19 protein-coding genes are annotated in these 18,554 nt (G+C 65.8%); 10 read left to right on the forward strand and 9 right to left on the reverse strand.

The window, feature by feature from the left end; all coding sequences use genetic code 11:
- Positions 1–87 precede the first annotated feature (87 nt).
- Positions 88–921, forward strand: a complete 834-nt coding sequence (locus D2N39_RS10810) for a L,D-transpeptidase (protein WP_233557116.1) — start codon at positions 88–90, stop codon at positions 919–921.
- A 1,107-nt stretch (positions 922–2,028) separates the two neighbouring features.
- On the opposite strand, the gene D2N39_RS10820 is transcribed toward D2N39_RS10810, so the two are convergent.
- Positions 2,029–2,379, reverse strand: a complete 351-nt coding sequence (locus tag D2N39_RS10820; protein ID WP_119134794.1) for a cupin domain-containing protein — start codon at positions 2,377–2,379, stop codon at positions 2,029–2,031.
- Between the two features lie 165 nt (positions 2,380–2,544).
- On the opposite strand from D2N39_RS10820, the gene panB reads away from it, so the two are divergent.
- From panB to D2N39_RS10845, 5 genes are all read left to right on the forward strand, one after another.
- Positions 2,545–3,384: a 3-methyl-2-oxobutanoate hydroxymethyltransferase gene (gene panB, locus D2N39_RS10825; protein WP_119134795.1), complete on the forward strand. Its 840-nt coding sequence runs from the start codon at positions 2,545–2,547 to the stop codon at positions 3,382–3,384.
- Positions 3,381–4,220, forward strand: a complete 840-nt coding sequence (gene panC, locus D2N39_RS10830; RefSeq protein ID WP_119134796.1) for a pantoate--beta-alanine ligase — start codon at positions 3,381–3,383, stop codon at positions 4,218–4,220. The genes panB and panC overlap by 4 nt, the downstream gene beginning before the upstream one ends.
- Positions 4,221–4,309: 89 nt before the next feature.
- Entirely contained in the window at positions 4,310–5,353 is a 1,044-nt protein-coding gene (hemE, locus tag D2N39_RS10835) for a uroporphyrinogen decarboxylase (RefSeq protein ID WP_119134797.1), read from the forward strand.
- A gap of 4 nt (positions 5,354–5,357) precedes the next feature.
- On the forward strand, positions 5,358–6,260 hold the full coding sequence (locus tag D2N39_RS10840; RefSeq protein ID WP_119134798.1) for a DMT family transporter: 903 nt from the start codon (positions 5,358–5,360) through the stop codon (positions 6,258–6,260).
- Positions 6,261–6,360: 100 nt separating this feature from the next.
- Positions 6,361–7,566 carry an aminotransferase-like domain-containing protein gene (locus tag D2N39_RS10845; protein ID WP_199725239.1) on the forward strand — a complete coding sequence of 402 codons (1,206 nt, stop codon included), beginning with the start codon at positions 6,361–6,363 and terminating at the stop codon, positions 7,564–7,566.
- A gap of 93 nt (positions 7,567–7,659) precedes the next feature.
- Here D2N39_RS10845 and D2N39_RS10850 read toward each other — a convergent pair whose 3' ends face one another.
- Positions 7,660–7,998, reverse strand: coding sequence for a hypothetical protein (locus tag D2N39_RS10850; protein WP_119134799.1), 339 nt, complete (start codon positions 7,996–7,998; stop codon positions 7,660–7,662).
- Between the two features lie 2 nt (positions 7,999–8,000).
- Positions 8,001–8,861: an oxygen-dependent coproporphyrinogen oxidase gene (gene hemF, locus D2N39_RS10855; protein ID WP_119134800.1), complete on the reverse strand. Its 861-nt coding sequence runs from the start codon at positions 8,859–8,861 to the stop codon at positions 8,001–8,003.
- A 114-nt stretch (positions 8,862–8,975) separates the two neighbouring features.
- Here hemF and D2N39_RS10860 point away from each other — a divergent pair, with 114 nt between their 5' ends.
- The gene (locus D2N39_RS10860) at positions 8,976–9,365 is read left to right on the forward strand and encodes a hypothetical protein (protein WP_119134801.1); all 390 of its coding nucleotides are present in this window, start codon (positions 8,976–8,978) and stop codon (positions 9,363–9,365) included.
- 3 nt (positions 9,366–9,368) lie between these two features.
- Here D2N39_RS10860 and D2N39_RS10865 read toward each other — a convergent pair whose 3' ends face one another.
- The 3 genes from D2N39_RS10865 to clpS are packed head-to-tail and all read right to left on the reverse strand — an operon-like array spanning position 9,369 to position 11,524.
- Positions 9,369–10,172, reverse strand: a complete 804-nt coding sequence (locus tag D2N39_RS10865; RefSeq protein ID WP_119134802.1) for an SDR family NAD(P)-dependent oxidoreductase — start codon at positions 10,170–10,172, stop codon at positions 9,369–9,371.
- Between the two features lie 19 nt (positions 10,173–10,191).
- Positions 10,192–11,175, reverse strand: coding sequence for a class I SAM-dependent methyltransferase (locus tag D2N39_RS10870; protein ID WP_119134803.1), 984 nt, complete (start codon positions 11,173–11,175; stop codon positions 10,192–10,194).
- 28 nt (positions 11,176–11,203) lie between these two features.
- Positions 11,204–11,524, reverse strand: a complete 321-nt coding sequence (gene clpS, locus D2N39_RS10875; protein WP_054302611.1) for an ATP-dependent Clp protease adapter ClpS — start codon at positions 11,522–11,524, stop codon at positions 11,204–11,206.
- Between the two features lie 129 nt (positions 11,525–11,653).
- Between clpS and D2N39_RS10880 the strand changes: the two genes are divergently transcribed.
- The 3 genes from D2N39_RS10880 (at position 11,654) to D2N39_RS10890 (ending at position 14,941) form a co-directional block, all read left to right on the forward strand.
- Positions 11,654–12,358, forward strand: a complete 705-nt coding sequence (locus D2N39_RS10880) for an HAD family hydrolase (RefSeq protein ID WP_119134805.1) — start codon at positions 11,654–11,656, stop codon at positions 12,356–12,358.
- Between the two features lie 182 nt (positions 12,359–12,540).
- The gene (locus D2N39_RS10885; protein ID WP_233557117.1) at positions 12,541–14,193 is read left to right on the forward strand and encodes a D-alanyl-D-alanine carboxypeptidase family protein; all 1,653 of its coding nucleotides are present in this window, start codon (positions 12,541–12,543) and stop codon (positions 14,191–14,193) included.
- A 70-nt stretch (positions 14,194–14,263) separates the two neighbouring features.
- Positions 14,264–14,941, forward strand: a complete 678-nt coding sequence (locus tag D2N39_RS10890) for a fumarylacetoacetate hydrolase family protein (protein WP_119134807.1) — start codon at positions 14,264–14,266, stop codon at positions 14,939–14,941.
- Between the two features lie 76 nt (positions 14,942–15,017).
- Here D2N39_RS10890 and D2N39_RS10895 read toward each other — a convergent pair whose 3' ends face one another.
- The 3 genes from D2N39_RS10895 to D2N39_RS10905 form a co-directional block, all read right to left on the reverse strand.
- Entirely contained in the window at positions 15,018–16,592 is a 1,575-nt protein-coding gene (locus tag D2N39_RS10895; RefSeq protein ID WP_119134808.1) for a 5-guanidino-2-oxopentanoate decarboxylase, read from the reverse strand.
- An 85-nt stretch (positions 16,593–16,677) separates the two neighbouring features.
- On the reverse strand, positions 16,678–17,865 hold the full coding sequence (locus tag D2N39_RS10900) for a pyridoxal phosphate-dependent aminotransferase (protein WP_119134809.1): 1,188 nt from the start codon (positions 17,863–17,865) through the stop codon (positions 16,678–16,680).
- Positions 17,862–18,515, reverse strand: coding sequence for a TetR/AcrR family transcriptional regulator (locus tag D2N39_RS10905; RefSeq protein WP_119134810.1), 654 nt, complete (start codon positions 18,513–18,515; stop codon positions 17,862–17,864). Before D2N39_RS10905 ends, D2N39_RS10900 begins: the two co-directional genes overlap by 4 nt.
- Positions 18,516–18,554 lie beyond the last annotated feature (39 nt).

Consider the following 18,554-nt stretch of genomic DNA (forward strand, 5'->3'; position numbering starts at 1 on the left):
GAACAGTTTTGAGGGCTTGACCTGAGGCGCGTGCTCGGTGCTGATCCGAAAGATCGCACCCGAAAAGAATCTCTGCCGAAAGATAGTATGCGAATCGTTCCCAGCCTCCGCTCCCGTCTCATCGCCCTGATCATGCTGCCGCTGCTGGCCGCCTGTGCCGCCCCGGCTGCCCAGAAGGCGCCGCCCCAGGAAGCCCCGCCCGGATATGGCGAGATGGTGGATGAGGGCATCACCATTCCGGCGGTGAAACCGAACCAGTTCATCGGTTCCCCCCCCCGCGAGGATGTGGCCTATAACGGCCCCGAGGCGCCGGGAACCATCGTGGTCGATGCTTTCGCCCGCAAGCTGTATCTGGTTGAACAGGGCGGCATGGCGCGGCGCTATTCCATCGCGGTCGGCCGGGCCGGTCTGGGGTTCCGGGGCAATGCCACGGTGAACCGCAAGCAGAAATGGCCATCCTGGACTCCGACTGCGAACATGATCCGCACCATGCCGGAGTTCTATGCCGAATATGCGGGCGGTCTGCCGGGTGGGCTGGAAAACCCGCTGGGGTCGAGGGCGCTTTATCTCTACCGCGGCGGGCGGGACACCTATTTCCGCATCCACGGCACCATTGATAACCGCTCCATCGGGCGGGCCACCTCGGCGGGCTGCATCCGGCTGTTCAATCAGGACATCATCGACCTGTATGACCGCATTCCGCTGGGCACCACCGTCAAGTCGCGTTCGCGCGAGGAATCCGAGCGGCTTGAAGGCAAGTTCATGGAAGATGAATGGGGTCTTCTGATTCCCTATGACGCCAGCCGCCTTGAGGAAATCGCTGCCAAGCGCGCGATTAACGAGAAGAAGCTGGAAGAACAGATCGCCCGCGAGGCCGCAGAGGCCGCAGCCGAACATCAGGCCGGCACGCTGGGTCAGTAATTTGGGGCCAGCAAGCTGGGCGACACGCATTGGAACGGGCGGTCTGAAAGGGCCGCCCTTTTGATTGCGGTGTTGCGACAGGGCGCGCGATGAACCGGCAGTCCAGGGTCGTTCTGTTCTAGGGCGGCGGAAGGCACGGTGATGATCTACATCACCCACGGTCAGGTGAAGCGATGACGCGGGCCATGCCGAACAGGTGGTCAGCCCACTGGAACTGTATGAATGCCCGGCGCCGCAATTCGCGGCCTGCTTCCTCGGAAGCCAGCGGAGGCATTTTGTCGAGGGCGCAGAGGCGCCGGCGCCTGGTGCGGCAACCTTCGGTATCCGCCCGGAATATGTTATGACCGAACAGTCGGGCACGCCGGTCGCAGGTTCGGGACACGAACGCCATGACAAGGGTGAGACGGTGTTCCTGACCTTTGAATCCGGCGCTTCGGACGAGGTGCTGCGCTAGCGCTCTTCGGGTGAACGATCAGCCTCGCCCTGCCGCATCGTCAGGGAATGGCCGTTTGACTGTGCGCTGGCGCTTGTCCGCGGGGTCTTTGTCACACCCGGATTTATGGCGAGGCAGGAGTCAAGTTGGCGATAGATCCGGGCTGGCCGGGCGCGGGTTGAACAGAGGCCTTATGCCTGGTGGGCGCTGCGCGCTTTCCTGTTGGTTGTCAAATGCGGGGCAGAGCCGTAGCAGGCACTGGCCACCGAAGCGCGCGTCGCCTCGGGGGGATTGCCCATTTTCCGCGCCGTGACGGTCCGCTTGAATTAGCGGTGCCATGCCATGCCGCGTAGCGTCCTGCCGATGACCTTGGCCGCATGACCGGCAGGTATGGCGATCCGTAATCCGCACGCCGCATATTGATGCGCTTGCGGGGCGCGGCACACGTTTCGACATGGCCTTCATCTCGACCGCCTGCTGCTTGGCCAGTCGCCCGGTTCGCCGTTCGCCTGACATGCAGAAAGCAACCACAGTCACGGGCGACCAACTGCGCGCGCCGGTCCTGATTGGGTCTTCGGCGAACAGAATTTTGCAGGTGGCGTGGAAAGCGGCTGTTTTGCGCGCTTTCCGCTCTTTACCCGAACAGGGGGGCCTTGTGGCCCGCCCCTCATGCCTCAGGGCATAACGATCACATAATCCTTCAGCGTGGTTTCCACGCATTCCCATGTGCCCTCGAACCCCGGACGGATCAGCCAGCGGTCACCGGCACGCAGCGTGATGGCCTTGCCCTCTGTATCGGTAAGGATCGAGACGCCCTCGTGGATGTAGACATATTCCCATTCCACATAAGAGACTTTCCACTTGCCCGGCGTGGTCTGCCACATGCCGCTGTAGATGCCTTCCTCCTCACGCTCCTCCATGCTCCAGGTCGTGTGGACGGGATCGCCCGCCAGCAGCCTGTCAGCCTCGGGGCTTTCGGTTTCGGGGGTGATGCCGGTGCGGTCGAATTTGAACAGATGGTTCATGGCAGTCCTCTGATGGGATTTGTGGCCCCGCCATTGGCCCCGCGCCATGCGCCTTGGTCAAGCCGGATTTCCGCTGCGACGCGGCGGGCATGTTTCGCTGGCGCGGCACAGGGGCGGCGGCTATACAGGGGGTCAACGTTCCTCTTGAGGGAGAGCAAGAGAGACATGAGCGCATCCAGCCCTCTGCGCCCGGTGTTGCCTGCCGACATCCAGTCCCGCAAGGGCGGCACGCCCTTGGTGGTGCTGACCGCCTATACGACGCCCATGGCACGAATCGTCGATCGTCATTGTGATGTGGCGTTGGTGGGGGATTCGCTCGGCATGGTGCTGCACGGTCTGCCCTCGACCATCGGCGTGACGATGGAGATGATGATCCTTCACGGCCGGGCGGTAGTGCGCGGGCTGACGAAGGCCATGGCGGTGATCGACATGCCCTTCGGATCGTATGAGGAAAGCCCGCAGCAGGCGTTTCGCAATGCCGCGCGGCTGATCGCGGAAACCGGCGCCCCGGCGGTGAAGCTGGAGGGCGGGCTGCATATGGCGGAAACCATCGCCTTCCTGACGTCGCGCGGTGTGCCGGTGATGGCGCATATCGGGCTGACACCGCAGGCGGTGAATACGCTGGGCGGCTACAAGGTGGTGGGCCGCGACGCCGAGGCCGACAAGGTGATGGCCGACGCGGTGGCGGTGCAGGAGGCCGGCGCCTTCTCGGTGGTGCTGGAAAAGGTGCCCGAGGGGCTGGCGTCGCGCATCACCCAGCGGCTGACCATCCCGACCATTGGTATCGGTGCCGGTGTGCGTTGTGACGGGCAGGTTCTGGTGGTGGATGACATGCTGGGCATGTTCACCGATTTCCGCCCGAAATTCGTAAAGCGTTTTGCCAATTTCGGTGAAACCGCCGATGAGGCGGTTGCCGCCTATGCCGCCGAGGTGCGCGACCGGGCCTTTCCGGGTCCGGAGCACGCCTTCGCCGATGTTCTGCCGGCCAAGGGGGCGCAAGGCTGATGCAAATTCTCAGGACTGTCGCCGAGTTGCGGACACGGGTGCGCGGCTGGAAGGCCGATGGGCGTCAGGTCGGCGTGGTGCCGACCATGGGCGCGCTGCATGAGGGGCATCTGAGCCTTGTGCGGGCTGCGAAGCGCGGTTGCGACCGGGTGATCGTCACGGTTTTCGTGAATCCGGCCCAATTCAACAACCCCGAGGATCTGGCGAAATACCCGCGGACCGAGGCTGCCGACGCCGCCCTTCTGGCCGAGGAAGGTGTGGACGTGTTGTTCGCGCCCGGCCCGGACGAGGTGTATCCGGCGGGTTTTGCCTCGCAGGTCATCGTCAGTGGCGTCAGTGCGCCTTTGGAAGGAGAGCGCCGCCCCGGCCATTTCGAGGGGGTGGCGACTGTTGTCACCAAGCTTTTCGGCATGACGCAGGCGGACCGCGCCTATTTCGGCCAGAAGGATTGGCAGCAGTTGCAGGTGGTCAAGCGGCTGGTGGCCGATCTGAACATCCCGGTCGAAGTGGTGGGTTGCGAAACCATCCGCGAGCCTGACGGTCTGGCCATGTCGTCGCGCAATGTGCGGCTTGATCCGCTGAGCCGGGCGCAGGCGCCTGCGCTGCATCGTATCCTTCAGAAGGCGGCACAGGCCCTGCGGGGTGGGGCCGAAGTCGCGCCTGTGCTGGCGCAGGCCGTGGCCGAGGTGAAGCAGGCCGGGTTTTCCGAGGTGGATTATCTGGAACTGCGCACGGCGGCGATGCTGGAGCCTGCCACCTCGGTTGCGCAACCCGCGCGCCTTCTGGCTGCGGCGACGATCGGTGACGTGCGGCTGATCGACAATATCCCGGTCTGACGGCACTCGGATCTGCGCGCGGCACCCTGCCGCGCTTGACTTCGCCTGCATGCCGGGCAAGTCAGGGGCAACTGGAAAGGACGCCCGAGATGACCGAAGCAAAGACCGACAAGCTGATCCTGCGGGCCCTGCGCGGCGAGGTGCTGCCAGTGCCGCCGGTGTGGATGATGCGGCAGGCCGGGCGCTATCTGCCGGAATATCGTGCAACACGGGCTGAGGCGGGGGATTTCCTGTCGCTGTGCTATAACCCGGAACTCGCTACCGAGGTCACGCTGCAACCCATTCGCCGCTACGGCTTTGACGCGGCGATCCTGTTCGCCGACATCCTGCTGATCTGTCAGGCACTGGGCGCCGATCTGTGGTTTGAAACCGGCGAGGGGCCACGCCTGTCCACCGTTACCACGGGGGCAGAGCTTGCGGCGCTGAAACCCGCATCGGCCATCCATGACCGGCTGGCGCCCGTCTACGAAACCGTGCGGCGTCTGTCGCGCGACCTGCCGCGCGAAACCACGCTGATCGGCTTTGCCGGTGCACCGTGGACGGTGGCGACCTACATGATTGCCGGGCGTGGCACCAAGGATCAGGGACCGGCGCACGCGCTGAAGGCGGCGGATCGCGCGACCTTTCAGGGCCTGATCGACCTGATCACCGAAGCGACCATCGACTATCTGTCGGAACAGGTGAAGGCCGGGGCCGAAGTGGTGAAGCTGTTCGATAGCTGGGCGGGCAGTCTGAAGGGCGACGATTTCACCGATTTCGCGGTGAAACCCGCCGCCCGCATCATTACGGAACTGAAATCCCGCCACCCCGGCTTGCCGATCATCGCCTTCCCGCGCGAGGCGGGGGAGGGCTATATCGGTTTTGCCCGCGCCACCGGCGCCGATTGCGTGGCGCTGGACAATTCCGTCACCCCGGAATGGGGGGCCGCTCATGTGCAGGTCGATGGCTGTGTGCAGGGCAACCTCGCCCCCGGCCATATGGTGACCGGCGGCGAGGCGCTGGTGCGCGAAACCCGCCATGTGGTCGAGGCCTTCCGCAACGGCCCGCATATCTTCAACCTCGGCCATGGCATCACCCCCGATGCCGACCCCGAGAATGTGCGGCTGATGATCGACACCATTCGCGGGGCCTAAGGCGATGGCGCTGCCGCTCTGGGCCTGGGCCGGGTTGGCGGCGGCGCTGGCGCAGACCGGGCGCAATGCGGCGCAATCGGGGCTGACTGCGCGTCTGGGCACTCTGGGCGCCACCAATGTCCGCTTCCTGTTCGGCCTGCCCTTCGCGGCGCTGTTTTTGTGGCTCGCGCTCCTGTGGACGGGCGAGCCGCTGCCCATGCTGACCCTGCGCGCCATCGGCTTTACGGCGATGGGATCGCTGGCACAGATCGCGGCAACCGCACTGATGTTGCAGGTGATGCGCACCCAGGGGTTCGGCATCACAACCGCCTGGCTGAAGGTGGAGCCCGTTCTGGTGGCGCTGGTCGGCTGGGTCGTGCTGGGCGACCCGCTGACCCTGCCTATGCTGGGCGCCATCGGCGTCGCCGTGGCGGGGGTGCTCGTTCTGACGCTGAAACCGGGCACGGGCCGTGCCATGCTGACGGGCCTTGGACCGGCTGGCATGGGGCTGCTGGCGGGTCTTGCCTTCGGATTGGCCGCCATCGGCTTTCGCGGCGGCATCACTGCGCTGCCCGAGGGTGGCTTTCTGATCCGCTCGCTGACCGCGCTGCTGCTGTCGCTGGCGATTCAGACCGGGGTTCTGGGCCTGTGGCTGGCGCTGCGCGACCCTCCGGCGCTGGTGGGCAGCCTGCGCCAATGGCGGCCCTCGCTGGCTGCGGGGTTTCTGGGCGCGCTGGCCTCGGCTTTCTGGTTCATCGCCTTCTCGCTGACCTCGGCCGCCAATGTGCGGACGCTGGCGCTGGCCGAGGTGGTCTTTGCGCTGGCCGTGTCACGCTTCGCCTTCCGTCAGCACGTTACCCTGCGTCAGTTGATGGGCATTGGCATCCTGCTGCTTGGTGTGGCGTTGCTGATGCGTGTGGTGCCCTGAAACACGATCACAATTCAGGTCAGCCTTGTTGACTTGTTTCGCGCCCCGGCGCAACCTCCGCCCCGATTTGCGTCTGGCGAGTCGCATCAGGGAGGATGCTATGCAGTGGCAAGATGTGCTGGCGACCCGCAGCACAAGAATGAAGGCGTCGGAAATCCGGGAACTGCTGAAGTTGCTGGACCAGCCCGACATCATTTCCTTCGCCGGCGGGATTCCCGATCCGGCCCTGTTCCCGGCCGATGCCTTCGCCCGCGCCTTTGCCGATGTCATGGCGGACAGTCAGGCCTCGGCGGCGCTGCAATACTCGGTTTCGGAAGGCTACAAGCCGCTGCGCGACTGGATCGCGGCCGAGATGGGCAAGATCGGTGTGCCCTGCACGGCCGAGAACATCCTTATCACCTCGGGCTCGCAACAGGCGCTGGATTATCTGGGCAAGCTGATGCTGTCACCCGGCGATACCGCTATGGTGACCTGGCCCACCTATCTGGGGGCGCTGGGGGCATTCAACGCCTATGAGCCGCGCTACATCCGCCTTGATCCCGGCTCGAATGCCGACCCCGAGACGCTGAAGGCTGAGGCAAAGGCTGCGGGCGGGGCGCTGAAATTTGCCTATCTTTCCGCCGATTTCTGCAACCCTACGGGCGAGACGTTGACCCGGGCCGCGCGCGAGGCACTGCTGGATCAGGCGGCGGCGCTGGGCGTCGCGGTGATCGAGGACGGCGCCTATCAGTTCCTGCGCTATGACGGCGAACCGATCCCGCCGATCCTTGCACTGGATATCGAGCGCTCCGGCGGGATCGAGAACACCCGCACGCTCTACTGCGGTTCCTTCTCCAAGACGCTGGCGCCGGGGCTGCGCGTGGGCTGGGTCTGTGGCGCGCGCGAGGTGATCTCGCGGCTGGTGCTGATGAAGCAGGCGGCCGACCTGCATTCGGCAACGATGAGCCAGATCGTCACCGACCGCGTGGCGCGCGAGCTGTTCGACGCCCATGTGGCGAAGCTGCGCGCCACCTATGGCGCGCGCCGCGACCGGATGCTGGCAGCGCTGGATCGCGAGATGCCGGAAGGTGTGCGCTTCACCCGGCCCGAAGGCGGCATGTTCATCTGGCTGACGCTGCCTGAAGGCATGGACGGCGCCGACCTTCTGGCCCGCGCCATTGCGGAAGAGCGGGTGGCTTTCGTGCCAGGTGGCGCCTTTCATGCAGACGGATCAAACCGCAATACGCTGCGGCTGTCGTTTTCTTGCGCGACGGAAGAGAAAATCGACGAGGGCATCGCCCGCCTCGGCCGTCTCTTGCGCAGCTGACGGGGCGCGGGGGGCTGTCTGCCCCCCACGGCTTTCGGCCTCCTCGGGGGTGAATTGCCGTAGGCAAGAGGGGGCGGAAAGCCCCCTTTTCGGTCACACCCCGGGAAGCCCCATGCCACGCAGCCGGGTCAGCGCCGGTTCGGTGTCTTCGCAGTTTTTCAGCCGGATCGCCACGCTGCTGGCGTAGCCGAAGCGCCCGGCGCATGTCGGGCGCAGGATCAGTGTCAGGCCATCGGGGCCGAGGCTGGCGGATTCGATGGCGTCTTCGGCGCCAAAATCCTCGTCATTGACCTCGAACCAGAGCGCGCCGCCAGCCTTGGGCTGGCGGAACAGCGCATAGCTTTCGTCGCGCGCATCGACGAAGCCGACGAAGATCTGTCCGTCCTCTTCGGCCACCGTCGCATAGGCGGCTTTCACCACGATTCCGGTCATGTTCAATACCACTTGGCGACGGGGGGCAGGCTCATCAGCACGGCATCGGCGTTATGGCCGGTCTCCAGCCCGAATTTGGTGCCGCGATCATAGACGAGGTTGTATTCGGCATAGAGGCCGCGATGGCGGAGCTGGGTTTCTCGGTCCTCCTCGGTTGCGGGAGTGCCGAGGCGGCGTTCGGTCACCGGCAGGAAGGCGGGCAGGAAGGCGCTGCCGACGGCGCGGGTGAAGGCGAAATCAGCCTCCCAGTCGCCGGTGTTCAGATCGTCATAGAAAATGCCGCCGACGCCGCGCGCCCGGCCCCGGTGGGGGATGAAGAAATACTCGTCGGCCCAGGCCCTGAAGCGCGGGTAATAGCCCGCGTCATGCGCGTCGCAGGCGGCTTGCAGGGCGACGTGAAAGTGCGCGGTATCTTCGGCATATTCGATGCAGGGGTTCAGATCGGCACCACCGCCAAACCACCAGGCATGGGGCGTCCAGAACATGCGGGTGTTCATGTGGACGGCGGGTGTATGCGGGTTCTGCATATGGGCCACGAGGCTGATGCCGCTGGCCCAGAAGCGCGGATCTTCCGCCATGCCGGGCACACCGCGTGCCGCCATCGCCTTTTGCGCGCGCTCGCCAAGGCTTCCATGGACGGTGGAGATATTGACGCCGACCTTTTCAAAGACCGTGCCGCCGCGCATCACGCTCATCAACCCGCCGCCGCCGCTGTCGCGGGTGGTGGGGGTGACCTCGAACCGGCCGGCCGCAGCGCCGCCGAAACGGGTTTCCAGCGCCTCGAAGGCGGTCACGATCTCATCGCGCAGGCTGCGGAACCAGTCTGCCGCGCGGGTCTTGCGGGTTTCGAAATCCTCGGTCATCGGCTGTTCTCCGCTGCAATCAGCCCTTCCTAACAACTTCGGCAGGGGCGTGCCAGAAACGGATTTCCCGTGGTGGCGGGGGCTGATAGGCTGGTGAAAAGAGTGGAGGGCGTGATGAAACGTCTGTTGATCCTGCTGCCGGTCCTGGCAGCCTGCGGCACACCGCAAGAGCAATGTATCCGTCAGGTGACCCGCGATCAGCGTGTGGTGGAAAAGCTGATTGTCGAGACGCAAGAGAACCTGCGTCGCGGCTATGCCATTGAAACCTATGAAACCACGGTTACACGCTGGCGGCCATGCGGACCGCGCGGGGTTGACAAGAAGGGCAAGCCCGTCCCGCCGCAGATGTGTCTGGACGATATAGACGTGACGCGCACGCGGCCAAAGGCCATTGATCTGGATGCGGAGGCCGTGAAGCTGCGGCAGCTTCGGCTGAAGCGGGATGCGCTGATCAGGCAAAGCAGCACTTCGGTCGCCGCCTGCAAGGCCCAGTATCCCGAATAAGGATCAGTGGGCAGGTGCCGCCACCGCATCGATCAGGCTGCGCCCGCCATCCACTGTCAGCACCTGCCCGGTCATGAAGCCGGAGGCATCGGAAGCAAGGTATTGCACGGTTTCCGCCAGTTCGCTGGCAGCGGCGATGCGGCCCAGTGGCGTGCCTCTGGCGATCGCCTCACGGTAATCCGGGGTTTCCTTCAGGGCGGCCTGAAGGCTTGCACTCATGACCGAGCCGAAGGCCACGGCATTTACCCGGATGCCCTTTGGGGCGAGGGCCACGGCCATGGAGCGGGTCATCTGGTCCAGTGCGGCACAGGCGACGGAATAGCCCAGCAACTCGGGCCGTGTGTGATGCGCGGCGATGGAGGAGATATTGATGATTGATCCGGCCGGACCGCCGCCGTTGCGCTCGGCCTGAAGGATCATCCGCTTGGCAGTCAGCTGCGTCAGGCGCAGGCTGGGAAAGAGGTTCTGTTCCAGCATCGGTTCCACCGCGTCATCGTCGATGCAAAGCGGGTCCGACAGGCTGATCTGGCGGCTTGCATTCACGAGGATGTCCACCCGCTCGAAGGCGTCCATCGTGGCTGACAGCAGGTTGGTAATGGCCAGCTTCTGCCGCAGGTCGCCCGCGAACATGCGCACCGGGCCTTCGCCGCGCGCCTCGTCGCCGATTTCGGCATCAAGCCGGGCTTCGTCCATGTCGGCGAACATGACATTGGCACCCTTGTCAACGAAATGGCGCGCGATGGCGCGGCCGATGCCATTGGCGGCGCCGGTGACGATGGCGGTTTTTCCCTGAATGGAAAGCGACATGAGGAGGAGCCCTTTCTGCCTAGCGGCGGCTGGGGTAGGAGGCACGGACAAGCCGGAACGCGCCATCGCCGCCGATCTCCTCCACTTCCCGGAACGCTGCGCGCAGGGCGGGATCATAGGGGAGATGGCGGTTGGCGACCAGCCAAAGCGTGCCGTCGGGCGCAAGCATCTTTGCCGCAGCCCGGAGGAAGGCGAGGCCGAGGCCGGGATCGGCCTCGCGTCCGGTGTGGAAGGGCGGGTTGCAGACCACGGCGCCCGCCAGATGCGGCACCTGCCAGAGCCGCGCATCGGCCCAGTGGAAATGCGCGCGCGGGTCGGCGATGTTCAGCCGCGCGCAGTCCAGCGCGGCGTGGTCGGCCTCGACCAGATGCAATTCCTTTACCCCGTCACGGGCAAGGATGGCGCGGGACAGGTAGCCCCAGCCAGCACCCAGATCGACCACGCGCGAAGGGAATTTGGCGGGCAATACTTCGGCCAGCAGGATCGAACCACGATCCGGCCCGTCGGCGGAAAACACGCCGGGCAGGGTGGTGAAGCCGTCAACCTGCTGCGGGCGGGCGGACCAGTCCGACAGATCCGGGCCGGAAGGGAAGGCGGCGATCTTGCCATGGGCCTTGGCCAGCGCCTCGCCCAGATCCACGCGGGCGCGCAGGTCTTTCAGCAGCGTGTCAATGCCATCGGTCTTTTGCCCGTCAAGGATGACTGGGGCGCCGGGCGGCAGATGGGCGCAGGCAGTGGCGACCAGCGCGCGGGCTTCGGCCCGCACGCGTGGCACGCAGATCAGGGCTGCGGCATAGCTGCCCTCCGGCGCGGTGGTGCAGGCATAACCCAGCCCCGCGAAATGATCGTGATCGGGGCGGAAGCCGGTGATGACCTGCACCTGCGCCTTGGGCAGGGCTGACAGGTCGTCGCCCGCGCGTGGGCGGAAAACGGCAATGCGCCCCTCGGGCGGCAGGGCAATCGCGCCGGTATCCAGCGCAAGCTCAAGACGGGTGGAACGCATGGGCGGCCCCTCGGGGCCTTGTCCTCTCTTATTCCTTCTCCATCGTGCATTGCAGCGGATGCTGATGCCGACGCGAGAAATCCATCACCTGCGCGACCTTGGTTTCGGCCACCTCGAACGAGAACACACCGACAACGGCGAGGCCCTTCTTGTGGACCGTCAACATGATCTCGAACGCCTGTGCATGATTGAGGCCGAAGAAGCGTTCAAGGATGTGCACCACGAATTCCATCGGCGTGTAATCGTCGTTCAGCAGCAGCACCTTGTACATGGGCGGCCGCTGGGTGCGGGTCTTGGCCTTCGTCAGGATCGAGGCTTCGGATCCGGGCCCGTCGTCTTTGTCGGACATGAGAAAGGGGCGCAGGGTCAAGGGTCGCTCCGGCAGGTTCGGCGGATTCGTGATGGAAAGAGATTATAGCGCAAAGCAGCGGCGCGAAAAGGGGCTGGCGAATCCGGGGGGCGGCGTTACCTTCGTCGGATGGAAAAACTGACGCTGATCGGCTTCGATGCCGATGACACGCTTTGGCAAAACGAGACCTTCTTTCGCCTGACGCAGGACAGGTTCGAGACGCTTCTGGCCGATCATGCCGCCGCCGATCATCTGCATGAACGGCTGCTGGCGGCAGAGCGGCGCAATGTCGGTCAGTATGGTTTCGGGGTGAAAGGCTTCACGCTTTCGATGATCGAAACCGCCATCGAGGTGACCGAAGGCCGTGTGCCCGCCACCGTCATTGCCGAACTGATCGCGGCCGGGCGTGAGATGCTGTCGCATCCGATCGAGCTTTTACCTCATGCGCGCGAAGCGGTGACGGCTGCGGCTGATGCCGGGTTCCGCGTCATGCTGATCACCAAAGGCGATCTGATGGATCAGGAACGCAAGCTTGCGCAATCCGGCCTTGGCGATCTGTTCGACGCGGTGGAGATCGTGTCGGACAAGACCGCGCCGGTCTATGCCCGGCTGTTCGCACGCCATGGCGTCGCCCCCGAGTCGGCGATGATGGTCGGCAATTCGCTGAAATCCGATGTCCTGCCGGTGATCGAAACCGGCGGCTGGGGGGTGCATGTGCCACATGGCCTGACCTGGGCGCTGGAGCGCGCGGATCCGCCGACCGGCCACGCGCGGTTCCGCGAATTGACCGATCTTTCGGCGCTGCCGGGGCTGTTGACGCGACTTCTCGCATGATCTGGTGGTGCCTTTGCGCGGGGCCCACCACATATCGCTATGGCTTCTGAACAACGCCGCAAAAGTGGTTGAATTTCCGGGGTTTCCGGCGCCGATACCCTGTGTTAGCCTTCGTCAAAAGCCCCGGACTACACGGGGCAGACGATACCGAGGCAGATAACAATAAGGCGAGGGACAAGGACGTGGCTTCACGACTTGGGCAGTTCGTTCGCAACTTCACCCTGATGGCGGTTTTCATCGTGGTCGCGGCCTGTTCCGCGACCCGGCCGACTCCGTCAGGCGCGGCGCCTTACGCCGCCTATGTGATGGATGCGCGCACCGGCGAAACGCTTTACCAGACCAATGCGGATACCCGTCTGCATCCGGCCTCGTTGACCAAGATGATGACGCTGTACATCGCCTTCGAGGCGGTGGAGCGCGGCGAAATCAGCCTCGACAGCATGGTCACCATCTCGAAACACGCCGCGAACGAGCCGCCCTCGCGCCTTGGGCTGAAGCCGGGGCAGAAGATCGCGCTGCGCCACCTGATTCGTGCGGCCGCCATCAAATCGGCGAATGATGCGGCCACTGCCATCGGCGAGGCTGTCGGCGGGTCGGAGGCGAATTTCGCCAAGCGGATGAACCGCACCGCCAAGGCGATCGGCATGACCAACACCACCTTCCAGAACGCCAATGGCCTGACCCGCTCGGGTCATATGTCCACCGCGCATGACATGTCGGTGCTGGGGCGTCGCCTGTTCTATGATTTCCCGCAATATTACAACATTTTCTCGCGGCGCGAGACGGATGCCGGTGTGCGGGACGTGCTTTCGACGAACCGCAAGTTCCTTGACAGCTACAAAGGCGCGGACGGTATCAAGACCGGCTTCACCAATGCGGCGGGCTTCAACCTGACCGCTTCGGCCGAGCGGAATGGTGTGCGCATCATTGCGACCGTTTTCGGTGGCACCTCGACCGCGCAGCGCAACGCCAAGATGGCCGAGCTTCTGGACCTCGGTTTTGCCAAGGCCCGTCCGGGGGCCAAGGTGCAGCCGCCAGCACCGCCTGCCTATCAACAGCCCGAAGTGCCTGCCGCCCCGGCACAGGATATGCTGGTGGCTGATGCCGCAGGGGGCCGTATGTTGGGGGCGAAGACGATTCGTGTCCGCACCACAATTGCGAAATCGCCGATGCCACGCGCCCGTCCGGGGGCTGCGGAGGAAGAAATCGTGGTGGCCGAGGTAAAGGCGCTTCCGGCGGCTTCTCCTGATCCGGCCGTTGAGGCGGCGGTGGATGCCGTGGCCGAACGGATTGCCGCCGAAGTTGCGGTGGCCGCGATGCAGGACAGCATCGCCGATGCACTGGCTGCGGCCGGGGCCGACGCTCCGGGAATCGCCATGGCCGAGGCCGATACCGGCCTGCCCGAGATCACCGATGGCAGCGTGATGACGCTGGCCGCTGCCGTGGCGGTGCCGCAGTCTCCCGCGCCCAAGGCCAAACCCGCGCATGTGCCGACGGTCATCCATACCGCCACACCGGCGGAAGGCGAGGTGGTGGAAAAAGTCGCCGCACGCGTGACCCCGACTCCGGTCGAGGTGGTGACCCGCATTTCCACTTCGGGCGGGCGCCACTGGGGGGTGAATATCGGGCGCTTCGCCAGCCGTGGCGCGGCCGAGCGCGCGTTGATGCAGACCATGTTGTCGGAAGGCGCCACGCTGAACGAGGGGCTGCGCAAGATCGTGCAGAAACCCACGGGTTTTGACGCCAATTTCATGGGGCTGAGCCAGAAACAGGCCGAGCTTGCCTGCCTGCGGCTTCAGGCGCGTGGCACGCAGTGCTTCACCCTCGGGCCGTAAGGCCGCGTCTTCGCTTGCGGATCGGATCGCCTCCGGGCAGGTTTGAAACCTGACCCGGAGGTTTCGTTTCATGGACTACGTTTTCCCGCCCGCGCCTGTGTCCAGCCTGCCCGTGCAGGGCATGGATGCCCGTTTCCCGGTGCGCCGCATTTTCTGCGTCGGGCGCAACTATGCCGAGCACGCGCGCGAGATGGGGCATGACCCGGACCGCGAACCGCCGTTCTTCTTTACCAAGCCTGCTGATGCGTTGGTGCACGACGGGATGCAGATCGCCTATCCGCCCGCGACGGCGGATCTGCATCACGAGGCGGAGCTGGTGGTGGCCATCGGCAAGGGCGGTGCGGGGATTGTCGCGGCGCAGGCGCTGGATCATGTGTTCGGCTATGCGGCAGGGAATGACCTGACGCGCCGCGACATGCAGGCGGTGGCCAAGGCGGCGCGGCGCCCTTGGGATATGGCGAAGGGCTTTGATGCCTCGGCGGTGGTCGGGACCATCGTGCCGGGGCAGGCGGTGCCGCAGGGCGCGATTCGTTGCCTTGTCGCGGGGGCGCTGCGGCAGGAGGCTGCGCTGGCGGACATGATCTGGCCGGTCGCGGATGTCATCGCGCATCTGTCGGGGTTGGTGCGGCTGGAGCCGGGTGATCTGATCATGACCGGCACACCTGCCTGGGTTGGTGCCATTGCGCGGGGCGAAACCTGTGTGGTGCAGATAGATGGCTTGCCGCAGGCGGCGGTGACGGTGATCTGAAACCGGGGGCCTTTGCCGGGGGCATCGAACCCCCGGCAAAGGCATTGCCATGGAAGGCGGTGGCCGGTCGCCGGGATCAGGCGACGCGAATTTCGATCAGGCGCGGGCCGGTGCAGGGGTGTTGCAATGCCTTGGCGAGTTCGGTCGGGGTGTTTGCAATGCTCTGGAACGGCAGGTCGCAGGCGGCGGCGAAGGGCTCCATTCGCAGGGGAGAGGGGGAGCAGCCGATGACCTCCATCCCCGCGCCGGTCATCGCCTCGGCGATTTCGCGGAAGCCGGCGTTGTTCCAGACGAGGAAGGTGACGGGCAGCTTTTCATCCACTGCGGCGCGCAGTTCACCGGGTGAGAATTGCAGCCCGCCATCGCCGATCAGGCAGACCACGGGCGTGCCGGGGGCGGCGAGGGCCGCGCCGATGGCGGCGCCGGGGCCGAAGCCCAGTGCACCATAGCCTGTGGCGGCGTTGAACCATCCGCCAGCACGGTCATGGTCGTAATAGAGGTTCCCGGCATAGACCGGCTGTGTGCTGTCGCCGACCACGATGGCGCAGGGCATGGCGTCGCGCAGTGCCTCCAGCATGGCGAGTTGATGCGGCATGTCGGGGTTCAGGCCCGCGAGTTCCGCCCGTGCCGCCGCGCGGGTCGCCGCGGCCCGTTCCGCGCCGTTACCCTTGCGCGGTGGGATGGCAGTGGCGAGTTCGGCCAGCGTGGTGGCGGCATCGGCGGCGAGGGTCATGCCCGCTGCGTGACGGGCCAATTGGTCGGGGCAGAGGTCAATGCGGATCATGGTGGAAAGATCCGGCAGGCCGCCACGCACATACATGTCATAATCGGTAGGGCCAAGCTCGGTGCCGACGGCCAGCACCAGATCCGCCCCGGCGATCAGCGCGCGCGTGGCGTCGAGCGAAGGCGAGGCGGGCACGGTCAGGGCATGGTCGTGCATCAACCCGCGGGCATTGGTGGTTTGCACCACGGGCGCGTCCAGCGCCTCGGCCAGTGCGCGCAAGGGCGCCTCGGCGCGGCGGGCGCCGCCACCGACAAGGATGACCGGGGCTTTGGCGGCGGAAAGGCGGGTGATGGCAAGGGCCAGCGTCTCGGGTTCCGGTGACAGCGGGCGCCGGGGAGGGGCCGGGCGCGGCACTGTGGCGGGCAGCGGCATCACATCGGTCGGCACTTCGATATGCACCGGGCCGGGCCGGCCGGAGGTCAGTGCGGCGAAGGCGCGGTCGAGCACGGGTTCCACCATCTCGGGTGCGGTGATCTGGAAGCTGGGGCAGAGTGTGCGCACCATGCCCGCCTGATCGGGCAGTTCGTGCAGCAGGCCATAGCCGCTGCCGAGGCTCGCCCGCCGGTTCACGCCGGAAATGACGAGGATCGGCACCGAATCGGCCCGTGCCTGTGCCATGGCAGTCAGCGCGTTGGTCAGGCCGGGGCCGGTGATGACGAAGGCCACGCCGGGCTTGCCAGAAACGCGGGCATAGCCATCGGCCATGAAGACGGCGCCTTGTTCATGGCGCGGCGTGACATGGCGGATGCCGGAACCGGCGAGGCCACGGTAAAGCTCGATCGTGTGGACGCCGGGGATGCCGAAAACGGTATCGACGCCGCGCTGTTTCAGACCCAGGACGAGGGCCTGGCCGGTGGAAAGAGGCATGATCTGCTCCGTTTGCTGCGGGGAGGGGGCGCTGCCCCCTCGCGCCTTCGGCGCTTACCCCCGGGATATTTGGACCAAGATGAAGTCAGGCGGCATCGGCGCGGAAGCGCGCGGCGTGGCGGGCGATGCGGGTGCAGCCTTCGGCGATCACGGCGTCGGGCTGGCTGAGGGCGAGGCGCAGCCAGCCGGAAAGCGCGGCGCCGAAGCTCTCGCCCGGCATGGCGGCGACATGTTCGGCCTCAAGCAGGCTTTCGGCGAAGGCCTCGCCCGAGAGGCCGGTGGCGCGCACGTCGAGCAGGGCGAACATGCCGGCATCGGGGCGATGCACGCGCAGGCCCGCCACGCCGTCAAGCCGGTCATGGATCATGTCGGCGCGGGCGGCAAAGCGGGCGGCCATGCCGGGGGCGACGGGTGAAGGATGGCTGATTGCCTGCGCCGTCATGTCGGCGATGAAGGGCTGGTTGCCGAAGAGCATGGTTTCCGACAGCGGCAGCAGGCGGGCGCAGAACTCGGCCGGGCCGACGCACCAGCCCGAGCGGAAGCCGGGCGCCGCATGGGATTTGGAGATCGAGGCGCAGGCGATGCTGCGGTCGGCCAGTTCGGGCAGGTCGAGCGGCGAGGTGAAGGTGACGCCTTCGAAGACCAGATCCTCATAGACTTCGTCCGAGACGATCCAGAGGTCGTGGGCGCGGGCAATCTCGCCGATGGCGGCGATGTCCTCGCGCGTCAGCACCGCGCCGGTGGGGTTGTGCGGGGTGTTGAGGAAGATCGCGCGCGTGGCTGGGGTGATGGTTGCGGCGATATCGGCCGGATCGAGCCGGAAGCCGCGTTCGGGGCGCAGGGTTACCGGAACCGGCGTGGCGCCTGTGGCGCGGATCAGCCCTTCATAAGTGGCATACATCGGGTCGCCGACGATGACTTCGGCCCCCGCCTCGGCGATGGCCATGAAGACGGCGTAAAGCGTGGTCTGGGTGCCAGGAAAGCACATCACCTGTTCCGGGCCGATATGCCGCCCGCGCCGGGTGGAATAGCGCGCGGCCAGCGCCCGCAAGAGGCCCGGCTCACCCTGACCGTTGGAATAGCCGGTGCGCCCCGACAGCATGGCGCGTGCGGCGGTTTCCATCAGCTCGGGCGGACATGGCACGTCGGGTTCACCAATGGTGAATTCCAGCACGGCGATACCTTCGGCTTTCATGCGGCGGGCGCGGGCGTGAATTTCCCATTTGGCACCGCCCAGATCGGCAAGGCGTTCGGTCACGGAGGCGTATTTCATGGCGTTTCCTCTGTCGGAGCGGGGGGAAGGCTGGCGGCGAGATCGAAGCCAAGGATGGCGCCGACAGCTTCCAGCCCGATATGTTCGAGCTCGCCTGGCGCGAAGGCCTGCGGCAGGGCGCAACCCTCCAGCCATAGCCCGTCGATCACGCCGTTGCAGGCGATAGCCAGCGCACGCTGGCGAGCCGGATCGGCGGGGCCGGGCAGGGCCGCGATCAGCCCTTGCAGCAGGTCGCGGTAGCCGAGATAGGTCTCGGCATGGATTTCGGCCATTGCCGGATCAGAGCGCACCTGATGCAGGAACCCCGCCCAGAGGCCCATGCTGCGCGGGTCCACGACCGGCGGGCGCAGGGCGGCGGCGACAAAGGCCGCGAGCCGCGCCGCCGGATCGGCGGGGGCTGCCCCCAGCACGGCGGCGTTTTCGGCGCTCATCCGCTGCATCAGCGCGCGATAGGCTTCGCGGGTCAGTTCCTCTTTTGTCTGGAAATAGTGGCGAATCAGGCCGGGCGTGACGCCCGCGCGATCGGCGATGGCGCGCACGGTGGCGGCCGTGGGGCCGCCTTCTGAAATCAGGTCAAGGGCGGCGGAAACCAGCGCATCGCGCCGCCGCTCTTCCCCCTCTCGCCTGAATTTCCGTCGTTCACCTTGCATGGGCGCCTCAATTATACACTTGCATAATTACAGGGATCG

This window comes from Gemmobacter lutimaris (genome assembly GCF_003570715.1).
GTDB classification, from domain to species: Bacteria; Pseudomonadota; Alphaproteobacteria; order Rhodobacterales; family Rhodobacteraceae; genus Gemmobacter; species Gemmobacter lutimaris.